12 protein-coding genes are annotated in these 13,830 nt (G+C 61.6%); 3 read left to right on the top strand and 9 right to left on the bottom strand.

Annotated elements, in window-relative coordinates:
* Window positions 1-28 precede the first annotated feature (28 nt).
* The 3 genes from ATK23_RS15115 to ATK23_RS15125 all read right to left on the bottom strand — a co-directional run bounded on the left by ATK23_RS15115 (window position 29) and on the right by ATK23_RS15125 (window position 4,152).
* On the bottom strand, window positions 29-1,411 hold the full coding sequence (locus ATK23_RS15115; protein ID WP_083515678.1) for an LCP family protein: 1,383 nt from the start codon (window positions 1,409-1,411) through the stop codon (window positions 29-31).
* A gap of 167 nt (window positions 1,412-1,578) precedes the next feature.
* The gene (locus ATK23_RS15120; RefSeq protein ID WP_066143723.1) at window positions 1,579-2,472 is read right to left on the bottom strand and encodes a LysR family transcriptional regulator; all 894 of its coding nucleotides are present in this window, start codon (window positions 2,470-2,472) and stop codon (window positions 1,579-1,581) included.
* Window positions 2,473-2,727: 255 nt separating this feature from the next.
* Window positions 2,728-4,152, bottom strand: a complete 1,425-nt coding sequence (locus ATK23_RS15125) for a CitMHS family transporter (RefSeq protein WP_066143725.1) — start codon at window positions 4,150-4,152, stop codon at window positions 2,728-2,730.
* Between the two features lie 186 nt (window positions 4,153-4,338).
* Here ATK23_RS15125 and ATK23_RS15130 point away from each other — a divergent pair, with 186 nt between their 5' ends.
* Together ATK23_RS15130 and ATK23_RS15135 are read left to right on the top strand one after the other, a co-directional pair.
* Complete coding sequence (locus tag ATK23_RS15130) at window positions 4,339-6,033, top strand: sensor histidine kinase (RefSeq protein WP_066144147.1); 1,695 nt, start codon at window positions 4,339-4,341, stop codon at window positions 6,031-6,033.
* A complete protein-coding gene (locus tag ATK23_RS15135; protein ID WP_066143728.1) occupies window positions 6,030-6,701 on the top strand; it encodes a response regulator in 672 nt (223 codons plus the stop codon). Before ATK23_RS15130 ends, ATK23_RS15135 begins: the two co-directional genes overlap by 4 nt.
* A gap of 10 nt (window positions 6,702-6,711) precedes the next feature.
* Here ATK23_RS15135 and ATK23_RS15140 read toward each other — a convergent pair whose 3' ends face one another.
* Window positions 6,712-7,467 carry an aminoglycoside 3'-phosphotransferase gene (locus ATK23_RS15140; protein ID WP_083515680.1) on the bottom strand — a complete coding sequence of 252 codons (756 nt, stop codon included), beginning with the start codon at window positions 7,465-7,467 and terminating at the stop codon, window positions 6,712-6,714.
* A 178-nt stretch (window positions 7,468-7,645) separates the two neighbouring features.
* Here ATK23_RS15140 and ATK23_RS15145 point away from each other — a divergent pair, with 178 nt between their 5' ends.
* Window positions 7,646-9,253: an alkaline phosphatase D family protein gene (locus ATK23_RS15145; RefSeq protein ID WP_066143734.1), complete on the top strand. Its 1,608-nt coding sequence runs from the start codon at window positions 7,646-7,648 to the stop codon at window positions 9,251-9,253.
* A 69-nt stretch (window positions 9,254-9,322) separates the two neighbouring features.
* Here the strand turns inward: ATK23_RS15145 and ATK23_RS15150 are convergent, their stop codons facing one another.
* The 5 genes from ATK23_RS15150 to ATK23_RS15170 form a co-directional block, all read right to left on the bottom strand.
* Window positions 9,323-10,609 (bottom strand): aspartate kinase, encoded by a 1,287-nt coding sequence (locus ATK23_RS15150; RefSeq protein WP_038991922.1) that lies wholly within the window; start codon window positions 10,607-10,609, stop codon window positions 9,323-9,325.
* Between the two features lie 181 nt (window positions 10,610-10,790).
* Window positions 10,791-11,342 (bottom strand): hypothetical protein, encoded by a 552-nt coding sequence (locus ATK23_RS15155; RefSeq protein WP_066143736.1) that lies wholly within the window; start codon window positions 11,340-11,342, stop codon window positions 10,791-10,793.
* A gap of 20 nt (window positions 11,343-11,362) precedes the next feature.
* The gene (locus ATK23_RS15160; protein ID WP_066143739.1) at window positions 11,363-11,572 is read right to left on the bottom strand and encodes a hypothetical protein; all 210 of its coding nucleotides are present in this window, start codon (window positions 11,570-11,572) and stop codon (window positions 11,363-11,365) included.
* A 144-nt stretch (window positions 11,573-11,716) separates the two neighbouring features.
* Window positions 11,717-12,193, bottom strand: coding sequence for a MarR family winged helix-turn-helix transcriptional regulator (locus tag ATK23_RS15165; RefSeq protein ID WP_066143742.1), 477 nt, complete (start codon window positions 12,191-12,193; stop codon window positions 11,717-11,719).
* Between the two features lie 8 nt (window positions 12,194-12,201).
* Window positions 12,202-13,824, bottom strand: coding sequence for an MFS transporter (locus ATK23_RS15170; RefSeq protein WP_066143745.1), 1,623 nt, complete (start codon window positions 13,822-13,824; stop codon window positions 12,202-12,204).
* Between the last annotated feature and the right edge of the window lie 6 nt (window positions 13,825-13,830).

Genomic DNA, 13,830 nt, shown 5'->3' on the forward strand with positions numbered 1-13,830 from the left:
TCCCGGTCTTGCCCGCCTTGGCGCCGGGCTAGCCGCAAAGATCCTGGTCGGCGCTGCGGCTGTCCATCTGGATGGGCTTCTTCTCGGGCCGCTCCAGATCCTGGTAGTCCTGGCCCAGGATTAATTCGATGCTTTCGACCTCGGCGACCGAGGCCTTGATATCGAGATTCATTGCTTTTGCGAAAACAGCGGCCGTTCTCCTGGCGTCATTGGTGTCCGGAATCAGCAGCTTGGACTGCGCCTGCGAAGTCGCGGCGGTAGCTATCGAGATGACCGTGTAGCCCTGCTTCGTGGGGTCGTTCGCGAACTGTCCGGCAAGACCGCTTACGTGCGCGCCGTTGACGATGCTGAGAGGCAACTTCCGGTTGGCAGATTGCTCAGCAGCAGATGTTCCGGTCGCGGAATCGGAGCCGGGATTAACTAGGATGCCTTGCTTGATGCGTTCGAAGATGAGGGTTGCGTCAGGGGCTGGGACCACCCGGTTGGCGTTTGATGGCGCAGGCTGGTTCGGCATGGTCATGAAGACGATCTTGTCAGTGGGGACCTCCTTGATCCTTGCAGCCAGTGACGCAAGGTCCTGCAGCGAACTGAGCTGCGGGTCGACGGTCATCGAAGAGGTGGTGGCGTCGAGGAAGGAATAGAGCCGGTCAGGGCGTGCGAGGACTTCCTTGCTCGTGGCACGCTGGACTATCGCGGACATGACCTTCTGCTGGTTTCCCAGCCGAGCCAGGTCGCTGCCATCGCCAACGGCATGGCGCGTCCTGGCCAAGGCCAGCGCGTCGGTTCCGTCCAGTTCCTGCCGCCCGACCGGAAGATCCAGATTCGCTTTCGGATCCGACATCGGCTGGGCAAGGCACACCTTGACACCTCCCAGCGCGTCGATGATCGAAATGAATCCTTCGAAGTCCACTTCGATGAAATGGTCGAGGCGAACTGCCGTGAGGGCTTCCACCGCTGCGACGGAGCACGCGGGCCCGTAATTCAGCGCGGAGTTGATCATGCCGTAGCCACCGGCATAGGCACCAGATCCGGTATCCGCGCATGCGGGAAGCTGCATAACGGTATCGCGGGGAATCTGGATCGCTTCGATGCGCTCATTCCCGGGAGACACATGGACCAGAAGCATCGAATCGCTGCGTCGGGAACCGGTGTCGGAGCCGAAACCGGCGGAACTGAAATCCCGGCTATCCGAACCGAGCACCAGCACACTCAGCCCTTCGCTGGAATCGGGGATTTCCGAGTCTGACGCCCTGAGCGCAGACACCGAAATGTTCCCCTGCAGACGCAGGAACGCGAAGCCCGCAGTCACGAGGAGAGCCAGAACCAGGGCAACAGCCATGATGGCGAACATCCTGCGCCGCGTCCGCTTGGAATTTCGCATGGCAGCGGATGCCGTCCGCAGGGAATTCACGATTCTGCACTCCTTGGTCAAGCCTTGGCTGGATTACCCCTCCAGCTGACCACGTCAAACGCGGAAGGAACCAATAGCAAGGCTGGGACGATCCATGCATTCAGCGCATGAAACGCCAATTTCCCGCAGAAGCCCAAGGGCACTGCGGCCGCACCGAGACTTCGGTCTCAGAGGAACTTGAGGAACTCGTCCACTGAGGGATTGCGGTACTCGTCGCGTCGATAGATCACGCCCAGCGGCCTGCTGGCCGGCAAGAGCAGTGGAACCTGCTTGCCGCCGAAGATCACGGCGGTGCTGGCCATGATTCGCGGAACCAGGGTGATCCCGCCGGTCGCGACACTCAGATGCACCAGCGCGTCACGTTGCGTTGTGATGATGAGCCGTGGAGCCGTGGCCTTGAAGCTGCGGTACACCTCGTCGGTGATCTTGCGGATCGAGGTGCCCTGCGGGAGCGTGGCAAGGGTGAGGGAATTGAGCAGTTCAGCGCTCAGCCCGGTATCGGGGTCCACCTCGGTCTCCTCGGATACGACCGCCGAGAACTGCTGATCGCGCAATGATTTTCCGATGAGATCTGCAGGGATGCGCTCGTTCACGCCGAAGGCCAGATCGGCGCGATTCAAGCGAAGGGCGTCGGCAAGCTGCTCGCCATCCTCCAAGCTCAGGATCTCGATCCGGACGCCGGGATGGCGGCGATGGAATGGGCCGATGAACTCGGGCATGATTCCGCCAACCAGCGAGGGCAGGCCTGCGATGCGCAGGGACCCGGTGGCCAGCGCACGGGTGGAGGAAGCGATGCTTCCGATCGCGGCGACTTCGCGCAATGCGCGGCGTCCGGCGGGAATGATGCTCCGGCCGATCTCGGTCAGGACCATGTCCCTGCCGGAGGCCCGGAAGACGGGCAGGCCCAAGGTGCGTTCCAGGGCGCTGATGCGGCGGGACAAGGAGGGCTGGGAAATTCCGAGGATATCCGCGGCGGCCGTGAATGAGCCGTAGTCCACGATCATGACCACGGCTTCGAGCTGGGCCAGGGAAATGCTGTTCTCGAGAGGTTCTCTTTCCATGCGCTGGATGCTTCCTTCGCTTGGGGACGGGGTGGGTGAATTCCTTGAATCCCGGAGGGTTGGCCCTGACTCCAGCATTCCACGAGAGGCCGAGCTTGCCGAGCGGATGCGGAAGTGGCGGTTTGCGGAGAGCCGCTATGGGTGTCCGGCTCAAAGTGCTGGGCCCAGCTTAAACACCGGGCTCCGCGCTGCCCGAATCGAGACATCCGGGTGGCGCGGAGCCAGGCTGACGACGGACCATCGGTCCTTGGGGCATTAGCCCATGTGGATGACACCGAGGAGCATGCCTGAAGCAAGCATGACCAGGGAGACCACCAACGCGCGCCACAGCACCTTCTTGTGGTGATCGCCCAAGTCCACACGAGAGAGCGACACCAGCAGCAGGATGGCTGGAACGAGCGGAGACTGCATGTGCACCGGCTGACCGGTGATGGAGGCGCGAGCCATACCCACCGCTGGAACACCGAAGTGCGCGCCGGCTTCGGCGAGAACCGGCAAGACACCGAAGTAGAAGGCGTCGTTGCTCATCAGGAAGGTGGCAGGAATCGAGATCAAGCCGGTCAGCACCGCCATGTAGGGGCCCATGGAGGCAGGAATGACATCCACCAGCCACTGGCTCATGGCGTCAACCATGCCGGTGCCGGAGAGCACGCCGGTGAGCACTGCCGCTGCGAGCACCATGGAGACCACTGCAATGATTTCGCTGGAGTGAGCGGCGATCATCTTCACCTGGTCGGAGACCTTCGGGAAGTTGGCAATCAGCGCGATCGCGGTACCCACCATGAACAGGTATGGCAGCGGCATGACATCGACCACCAGCAGCACCATGATGGCGACGGTCAACGCAAGGTTGAAGTAGAACACCTTGGGACGCAGGGTCTCGCGGTCCGGATCCAGCACGGTGCCGTCCATGGTGGAGAATTCGGTGCCATCGCCCTTGCGGGCCACGGATTCCAGAACTGCCAGGTTGCCACCGGCAGGGGAGGTGCCACCCGGGGTCTTGCCTTCGGTTGGGGTGGCAACGTTGCCGCCGCCGAGCTCGGTGCCCCAGATTTCCGGACGCTCGCGCTGCAGGCGGCGGCGCTCGGAAACACCCATCTGCCAGGCGAACAGGGCAATGACAATGAGGGCAATGCCCAGCGAAGGCAGCATCGGCACGAAGATTTCCGAAGCGTCCACACCCAGTGCCGCGGCGGCGCGGGCCGTTGGGCCGCCCCACGGAACGATGTTCAGGGTGCCGTTGGTCAGGCCGGCGACACAGGTCAGGACCACTGGGCTCATGCCCAGGCGCTGGTAGATCGGCAGCATGGCGGCGGTGACCACGATGAAGGTGGTCGATCCATCGCCATCCAGCGAGATGACTGCGGTGAGCAGCGCGGTGCCCATGACGACCTTGGCCGGGTCGTTGCCAACCAGTTTCTGGATGCCGGAGACCAGGCGGTCGAACAATCCGACGTCGATCATGATGCCGAAGTACATGATCGCGAACATCAGCAGGGCTGCGGTTCCGGACATGTCCTTGACTGCGTCCATGACCATGTCGCCCAGGCCGAATCCGGCACCGGTGAATAAGCCGAAGATGGTCGGTACCAGAATCAATGCCAGCAAGGGCGTCATGCGCTTTGTCATGATCAGCACCATGAAGGTGGCGACCATGAGGAATCCGAGTGCAACAAGCATTGACCCGACCTCCATTTCAGTGTGAGTGAATCCTTTGGCCCCGCAAGCCGGGCGAGGCACTAATCCAAGGTACGTGGCGGTGCTCACTTTACGCGTCTTGTGCTTATTGTTGAACGGTTAAGTTCTTTGCCATCTTTTTGCTCATTAAAATCACGAGCGTGGGAGGATGGGCTTATGCTGGGTGGCATGTTCCGTTCTGGCGCCGGCACCCGGCATTTCGCCTCCCGCATCATGCGACTGCAGTTCCTGGTCGTAGGTGTCTTGATTGTCCTGGTTACCGCAGGAACGCTTTTCGCCAGCTATGACCGGGTGTATTCGAAAGCGGAGGACACTTCGCTGACCATCGCCCGCACCGTGGCGGTGCTGCCGGAAGTCGTCGAGCAGGTTTCACGCTACGCCCAGCAGGACAAGCTGGATCCGCAGGCGCTCGCCGAGGGAGAGCTGCAACGTCTTGCTGACGCCGTCATCGAGCAGGAGCAAGCCTATTTCGTGGTGATCACCGAAGACCGCGGACTGCGCCTGAGCCATCCGAACCCCGAAGAACTGGGCCAGATGGTTTCCACCGACCCGGTCGCTTTGGAGGGCATTGAAGCGGTTTCCCGGGAACACGGAACCCTCGGGGAATCGGTGCGCGCCAAGGTCCCGATCTATGCTGCCTCGGGTGCCGTTGTCGGCGAGGTTTCCGTGGGCGTTACCACTGATTCCCTGACCGGGGCGCTGCTTGAATCCTTCGCCTGGATCGTCTTGTTCGCGGTGCTCGCCGCGGGCGTGGCAGTGTTCGCCGGACGGGTGACCGTCCGCCGCTTGAAGCGCCAGACCCTGGGGCTGGAACCGGCCGAAATCGCCCAGCTGGTCAGGGACCAGCAGGCTGTGCTCTACGGTGTCACCGAAGGCGTCATGGGCATTGGCGCAGACAAGCGGATCACCGTGCGCAACAAGGCTGCCCGGCAGCTGCTGGGCCTGCCGCACCGCACGGAATTGGAAGACGTGGTGGGCCGCCACTTCGAATCCGCTGGCCTGGATCCCCGGCTGGTCAAGGCGATCAAGGAATGCGACCCCGCGCCGGTTCGCATCGGGGCGAATGGGAATTCGCTTATCGCCCGCGTGAACAAGGTGGTCCGTGACGGGGTGGATCTCGGGCTGGTCGTGCTGCTGCATGACGTCACCACGCTCGAAGCGCTGGGCACCAAGCTCGACGCGGTGCAGGACATGGCCGACGCGCTGCGCGCCCAACGCCATGAATTCGCCAATCGCATGCATGCGGTCCTCGGGTTGATCAATCTGGGGAAGATTGAACAGGCCGAAGACTACCTGCGCGAGGTGATGGAAGCAGGGCCGAAGATCGCCCAGGTTCCCGGGCTGGAGGCCATCCAGGATGCCTACCTCGCGGCGTTCATTTCGGCGAAGGCGGTGCGTGCCCACGAATTGGGTATCGAACTGCGGGTGTCCCCGCAATCCATGCTTTTCGGGCAGATCGCCTCGGCCCATGATGCCCAGGATGCCACCGCGGTCCTGGGAAATCTGCTGGATAACGCCTTCACCGCGGCGCTTAGTGCGGATGCTGAACCCTGGGTGGAAATCGATCTGCTGTCCGAGGGGAACACCCTGCACATTGCCGTGGCCGATTCGGGACCTGGCATCACCACCGACGAGGATGTCTTCGCGCGGGACGTCAGCACCGGATCCCATCTGGGCAACGAGCATGGGCGTGGCGTAGGACTGCCGCTGATCAAGCGGCTCGCCCAGTCCCGCAGCGGGGATGTCTGGATCGCGGATCGCGGCACCGATGGTTCAGGTGCAGTGTTTGCAGCACGCTTGCCGGCGGTGCTGGCTGAACCATCCAGTTCAGAAAATGACCACAGTGAAGGAGTGCAACTTTGAACGAGAACAGCAGCGGAAATTATCGGGTGCTGATCGTTGATGACGATTTCCGGGTTGGCGAGCTGCATGCGGAGATGGTCAATGCCATCCCCGGGTTCCAGGCTTTGGAACCTGTGCAGGATCCGCGCGTGGTCCCCAAATTGGTGCAGAGCCTGAAACCCGATTTGGTCCTGCTGGACCTCTACCTGCCGCATGTGAGCGGAATCGAGCTGCTCAGAGAACTCGATGTCGATGCGATCATGATCTCCGCGGCGATTGAGCCGAAGAACATCGACAAGGCGCTGCGCTCAGGCGCGCTGGCCTTCGTCATCAAGCCTTTCGATGCCAAGACCCTGGCTTCCAAGCTCAGAGGCTGGGCGCGCTACCGCCGCCAATTGGCCGGGACCACGGAGTTCAACCAGCAGGGCGTGGACCGGTTGTACCGGTCGCTCCAAGGCGGCGAGGAATCCAGTGCGTCAGTGGGCGCCGCCCCGACCGAGCATGCAGTGCTTTCCTGCGTGAAAGAAGCGGCCGAACCGATGAGCGTTGCCGAGGTTGCAGAAGCGGTGGGGGTTGCCCGTGCGACAGCGCAACGCTATTTGGCGGCGCTGGTGGCCAATGAATCCCTGGAGCTCCAGCTTGGATACGGAACCCGTGGCCGACCTGAACACCGATACGTGGCACGTTAGCGAAGGCGCCCTAGGCGGCGTCCCAGACCCGGCGATAGAAAGAGATCTTCCGCTCATCCGGTTCGATGCCGTAGCCCGCGTAGACGTACTGTTCGAAACCAGGCCCGTAGTTCCACTCGGAGCTCCACGCGGCAATGGCCAGATCTACCCAGCGGTCTGCGAGTCCCAGCATGCCCAAATCCACATGCGCGCTGAATTCATGGTCGTCGGTGATGATCGTGTTTGGCAGGCACGCATCGCCATGGCACACCACAAGATCCAGTTCCGGGGCGTTGTCGAGAAACTCGGCCTGCTGATCGGCTGGCAGATGCTGAATACGGGATTCCAGATCCCAGTCGAAGGGACATGCTCCAATGGGCAAGGCATCGTGCATTTGCCGCAGTCCGTGGCCGACAGCGTGGGCTGAACGCGCAGGGTCGCTTTTGCCCAGGCTGCTGGCTGCGCTGTGCCCGTGCAATGCGGCGGGGATGAGCAGCTGGCCGTCAGCCTGTTCTTCGCAGGAGAGCACTTCCGGGACCCGAATGAATTTTCCTGCCCATGTCATGCGCTGGGCTTCAGTTTTCAGATCGCCTTCCGCTTCCGGAGGGCATCCCGGTGACCACTTGGCGAAGCGTATCTGTTCGCCCGAGCCGATGCGGTAGGTGACTCCGCCAAGCGCGTTTTGCCAGATACCCTCGATTTCTGCCGGACCAGCTGCTGCGCGCACCGCCGGGGGAACAGGATGATCCGCCGAGGGCGGGCCAGAAATCACTCGCGTTGAACTCATTGTCCAAGTCTGCCAGCAATCGGAGTTCCGGTGGCAGGCTGGAGGAACGCCAAGCGGCTTGCAAACTCGCGCAGGTGCGCTCGCTCGTGCACAGCCACTGGATTGCCAGGAAATAATTTCTTCTTGTGTTCATCTTGGCTCAAGGAAACGGCTAATCGAGTCGTGAACACTGAGGCGCATGACTGATATTTCGCGTCGCAAATTGCTCACCGGTGCTCTCGGTGCCAGCGCCCTGACCTTGGTCGGGCCGACGGGAGCAGCGCTGGCTTCCAGCAGCCCCCGCCTCGTGCGTTCCCGACTTGGCCTGACCAGCGGGTTTTCCATGGGTGATGTCTCCACGAGCAATGCCGTGCTCTGGGCACGCAGCTCCGGCGAAGGCCGCTTGCGTGCTCAACTGCGCGCGGTAGACGAGACCGGGGAAATCATCCGCGGCCGTGGATCATTCGCCAGGACACTGCACGGCGCCTACGCCCGCGAGGCCACCGACTTCACCGCAAAGATCAATGCCCAGCATCTGCCTGCCGGAACCCGCTTCGCAGTCACCATCGGTTTTGAGGACGACAATGGAACCCTTGGCGAGACGCAGGATGGCTGGTTCAGCACCGCACCTGCACTGGCCGGTCGCCGCAATCATGACGCCTCCCGAGCCCAGAGCTTTGTCTGGTCCGGCGACACCGCTGGCCAGGGCTGGGGCATCAATGAAGAGATCGGCGGCATGCGCGCCTACGCGGCCATGCATGCGACCAAGCCGGATTTCTTCGTGCACAGCGGCGACACCATCTACGCCGATGGCCCGATCGCCGCAGAGGTCGTGGAGCCTGATGGCCAGATCTGGCGCAACCTGGTCACCGAAGAAGTCTCCAAGGTGGCCGAAACCCTGGACGAGTACCGCGGCCGGCACCGCTACAACCTGATGGACCGCAACGTGCGGGCCATGTATTCCGAAGTCCCGGTGATTGCCCAGTGGGATGACCACGAGACCCACAACAACTGGTGGCCGGGCGAGATCATCGAAGATGAGCGCTACACCGTTCGCGATATCAACACCTTGGCAGCTCGCGGACGCCAGGCCTGGCAGGAATACCAGCCCATCGCCGACCCGCGCGCCCTGCGCCCTGGCACCGGTTTCGAGGCGGCTCGAATTTACCGCAAGATCTCCCGCGGCCCTGCGCTTGACCTGTTCGCGTTGGACATGCGCAGCTACAAGTCGGAGAACACCGCTGGAATGGAAGGGAAGTCCACATCCATTCTCGGCGAAGATCAGCTGAATTGGCTGGTGGATTCCCTAGCCAAGTCCAAGGCCACTTGGAAGGTCATTCTCAATGACCTTCCGCTGGGCATCATCGTTCCAGATGGCAAAGCCCAGGAATCAATTTCCAACGCTGACCACGGGGCACCGCTGGGCCGCGAGCTGGAATTGGCCCGGCTGCTCAAGGCGGTCAAGGACCGCAGCATCAAGAACGTCGTTTTCCTGACTGCCGATGTCCACTACTGCGCAGCCCACCACTACTCGCCCGAACGCGCGGCATTCCGCGAGTTCAATGAGTTCTGGGAATTCGTGGCCGGGCCAGTGAATGCCGGTTCCTTCGGGCCGAACCAGATGGACGGTACTTTCGGGCCGCGTGTGGACTTCTCGCTCGCAGGCACCACGAACCAGTCGCCGCGCGATGGCAAGGGCCAGTTCTTCGGCCACGTCGATCTTGACGATCAGGACTTGTTCACCGTCACGCTGCGCAATGGGCTGGGCGACATCGTCTACACCAAGACGCTGGAACCGGCCAAGTAGAAACCAAAATGAAAACGCCTGCGAAACAGGAATTGTTTCGCAGGCGTTCTTCGCTTGGCTAATCAGCGCTTAGCGTCCGGTGCCGCCGTAGACGGTGGCTTCCACGTCGGTGTCCAGATCGAACGCGGTGTGGATTGCGCGTACTGCGTCATTGAGCTTGTGGGCATCGGTGACCACGGAGATGCGGATTTCGGACGTCGAGATCATGTCCACGTTCACCCCTGCACGGTGCAGTGCTTCGAAGAAGGTGAAGGATACGCCTGGGTTCGAGCGCATGCCTGCGCCGATCAGCGAGAGCTTGCCAACCTCGTCATTGTGCTCGATATCCTCGAAGCCAATCTCAGGCTTTGCGGTATTCAGCGCTTCCAGCACGTGCTTGGTTTCGGTCATCGGCAGGGTGAAGGAAATATCGGTGGCACCAGAGCCGCGGGTCGAGATGTTCTGCACAATCATGTCGATATTGGCTTGCGCAGCGGCGATCACACCGAAAATCTGTGCGGCCTTGCCCGGAATGTCAGGTACGCCAATGATGGTGACCTTGGCTTCGGAGTGGTCGTGGGCGACACCTGAGATGATTGGCTGTTCCAAGGGTTCTCCCTCTTGAATTTTGATTTTGTCTTCGGGATCCGGGAGCACCCAGGTGCCCTCGTTGGTGCTGAATGAGGAGCGCACGTGCAGCGGCACGCCGAAGCGGCGAGCGTATTCAACGCAGCGCAGGTGCAAGATCTTCGAGCCGCTGGCGGCCATTTCCAGCATTTCCTCGCTGGTGATCTTCTCGATCTTCTTTGCCGAGGCGACCACGCGTGGGTCGGCCGTGTAGACGCCGTCCACATCGGTGTAGATCTCGCAGACATCGGCGCCCAGAGCCGCGGCCAGTGCCACGGCAGTGGTGTCCGAGCCGCCACGGCCCATGGTGGTGATGTTCTTGGATTCCTTGCTCATGCCCTGGAATCCAGCGACGATGGCAACGAATCCGCGGTCGATGGCCCGACGCACCCGCTGCGGGGAGACCTCCATGATGCGGGCCTTGCCGTGGGTCGAATCGGTGATCAGGCCTGCCTGCGAGCCGGTGAATGATGCGGCCTGCTCGCCGAACTGGTTGATGGCCATTGCCAGCAGCGACATCGAGATGCGTTCACCGGCGGAGAGCAGCATGTCCATTTCGCGGGCAGGTGCATTGTCGGTGAGCTGGCCTGCCAGATCCAGCAGGTCATCGGTGGTGTCGCCCATTGCGGAAACAACGACGACGACGTCATGGCCCTTGGACTTGGTATCAATAATTCGGCGCGCTACACGCTTGATGCCGTCGGCATCTGAAACGGAAGAACCGCCAAATTTTTGAACAATTAGGCCCATGGGCACTCACTCCACCTGTTGAAAGCTGTGCCTCGCCGCCGGGGGTTGCTGATAGAACTTTGGCGTGAGGCATCTACCAGATAAATATTGTGACAGCTACGAGGTGCCATGTCCTAGTTGGGGCGGTAACCATTGGTCATATTGCCTAGAAACCCCAGTGTGAGTTGTCGAAAAGCAGTGGCTATCCCTTGAATTCAGCCAAAATTTGTCGCCAAAAGCTCTTCCATTCAGACACCTGCTCAGGTGATTCAGCCTTAGTGATGTTTATGGCTACCGAGGATTTTTCGCCCTTGAGCCCAATGTCTACCTGTGCCTTGGTGCCATCGCTGAAGTCCGCCCGCCAGTAGCGCCAGCGCTCGGAACCGCTGGTGCGTGCAGGTTCGGATAGTTCGTTCCCGTTGAATTCCTTGCGGTCTTTCACGCAGGCGACCCAGCGCTCCAGTGCCGTATCCAAATCGGCATCGATGGTGCTGCTGACCGAGCCCTGGAAGGTGCCGTCCTGGGCTTGGCCAGGTACGCGCTTTCCGATGTGCTGCTCATAGGCCACCGCGACGGATTGGGCCCACCATTCTGGATTTTCGACTGCTGCGGGAATGCCGGTGATGGCCAGTCCGGCCATCTCCTTATGCGTCATCTCGTCGGCTCCGCCGGCACGCAGTTTGGCGCACCACTGGTCCCACTCGATGCCGGTGGCATTGGCGATGGCTGACGTGTTGCTGCTTTTGATTGCCATGAGCTCAGTCTACGACCCGCTTAGAGCTGCCGGTACTCGGAGGCAATGCGCCGGGCCCAGAGAAGCCTCTGGCTTTCATCGCGGTCCTTCATCAGTGGAAGCAGCATCTGCACCTGTTCGCTCTGCTTCAAGTCGCGCAGGCCGGCGGCGTCCATCGTGCCTGCCCATTCGCCCATGCTTGAACCGGTGTGGTCTTCGATTTTCTCTGCTTTGCTCAAGGATTCGCTCATGTGCATGAACGTAGCAACCCGAACCGACAGGATGGCTGCTGCACATTTCAGCGCGGAGGAATGCCCCTGCAAGCAAGGGAATTTAAGCTTCTCTGGCCGGTCTTCTCGGTATTTCCGAGAAGACCGGCCAGAGGGCGAAGCGAACTACAGGGACTGGATTTCCAAGTTCAAGCGACTGAGTAGATCGATGAGTTTCGACAGATCCTCGTCGTCCCAACCGGTCATCCGCGAGCGCAGTTCCGTGCGCCATCCTTGGAAGGTTTCATGCCACCGTTCTTCCGCAAGATCGGTAGGCAGGAGGTGGGACACCCGACGGTCTTCCGGATCGACTTCACGCTTGACCAATTCCAGCTGTTCCAGTTTCGTGATCATTCGCGACAGCGAGGCCTTGTCGACCAGCAGTCTTTCGCAGATTTCAGACTGGGTGATGCGCTGGCTGCGCAGGATCATGCCCAGCACCGGTAGATAGCCTGGGGTGAGCCTGCTGTCGAGCCGGGTGGCCAGTTCCCGCTTGGCGCGCGCCGTCAGCGCGATCAGCGAGAACAGCTCTTGTTCGGCACTTGCGTACAGATCGGGGCGTTCTGCCACCGGGGCGTCGCCAGCTTTGCTAGGAACCTGCACTGGATCTCCTAGTTGCCGGCTGGCTTTTCTGCCTTGCCCGCACCCTTGTCCTCAGCGTCCAGGTCCTGCATGCGCTCGCTTGCGGTCTGGGTCTTCAGCGACTGGTTGGGGATCAGGCAGACAGCCACGACGACAATCAGCGACAGTGGAGCGGCAATGGAGAACAGCGAAGGCACTGCATCGCCGTAGATGGACTCGAAGATCACGCGGACCGGTTCAGGCATCGCGGCCACCGAAGGCAGGTTTCCGGATCCCAGAGCCGCGGTCAGTTCCTTGGCCTGGTCGCCCAGGGAGGCCAGGGCTGCGGCCAAATCGTACTGGCGGTCGGCGATCATGCTCGGCACGGTAGTCGCCAGTACGGCGCCCAGTCCCGCGGTACCTGCAGTGCCGCCTAGGGTGCGGAAGAAGTTCACGGCTGAGGAAGCTACGCCCAGTTCCTTGACGTGGACCGAGTTCTGCACCACCAGCACCATGTTCTGCATGACCAGGCCCATGCCGGCGCCGAGAATGAACATGTAGGTAGCGACCAGCGCATAGTTGGTGTCGTAGTGGATGGTTCCCAGCAGGAACAAGCCGATGACAACCAGCACAGAACCGGTGACGACCAGCGCCTTCCACTTGCCGGTGCGCGAGATCAGCGCACCGCCGATGGTGGAGATGACCAGCAAGCCGCCCATCAGCGGGAAGGACATCAGGCCGGCCATGGTGGCTGATGCGCCACGGGCCATGATCATGTACTGGCTGAGGAACACCGAGGTGCCGAACATTGAAACACCAATGGCCAGCGAGGCGATGACCGCGAAGGTGAAGGTGCGGTTCTTGAACAGGCCCAGGCTCAGCAGCGGCTCCGTAGCCTTGGTCTCAACCAGGATGAACAGTGCCAGCAGGACTACCGCGCCGGCAATCATCAGGTAGCTGGTCGCCGAGGCCCACTCGAATTGGGAGCCGCCCAGCGACATCCAGATCAGCAGCAGCGAGACGCCGGCGGACAGCAGGACGATGCCCCAGTAGTCGATCTTGACCTTGCGCTTGGCAATGGCCGGCAGGTGCAAGGTGCGCTGGATCAGGATGACCGCGGCGATGGCGAACGGCAAGGCGATGAAGAAGTTCCAGCGCCAGTTGATGGCATCGGTAACGAAGCCGCCGATCAACGGGCCGCCCACGGTGCCAACGGCCATGACAGCGCCGAACAGGCCCATGTACTTGCCGCGTTCACGAGGGGAGAGGAAATCGGCCATGACAATCTGTGCCAAGGCGCCAACGCCACCGCCAGCCAGGCCCTGGACCACGCGCATGGCGATCAGGAAGCTGGTGTCCTGCGAGAAGCCTGCCGAGGCCGAGGCCAGGACGAAGATGGAAAGCGAGATCTGCAGCAGCAGCTTGCGGTTGCCCAGGTCGGCGAGCTTGCCCCAGATCGGGGTGGCGATGGTGGTCGCCAGCAGCGTGGCGGTGACCACCCAGGTGTAGGAGGTCTGGCTGCCGTTGAGATCCGAGACGATCAGCGGCAGCGAGCTGGAAACAACGGTGTTGGCCAAGATGGAGACGAACATGCCCATCAGAATGCCCGTGAGGGCAGTGAGGATTTCGCGGTGAGTCATCTTGGGCTTGGCGACCGGTGCGGTTGCGGTCATTAAAGC

This window comes from Glutamicibacter nicotianae, from assembly GCF_002797775.1.
GTDB classification, from domain to species: Bacteria; Actinomycetota; Actinomycetes; order Actinomycetales; family Micrococcaceae; genus Glutamicibacter; species Glutamicibacter nicotianae.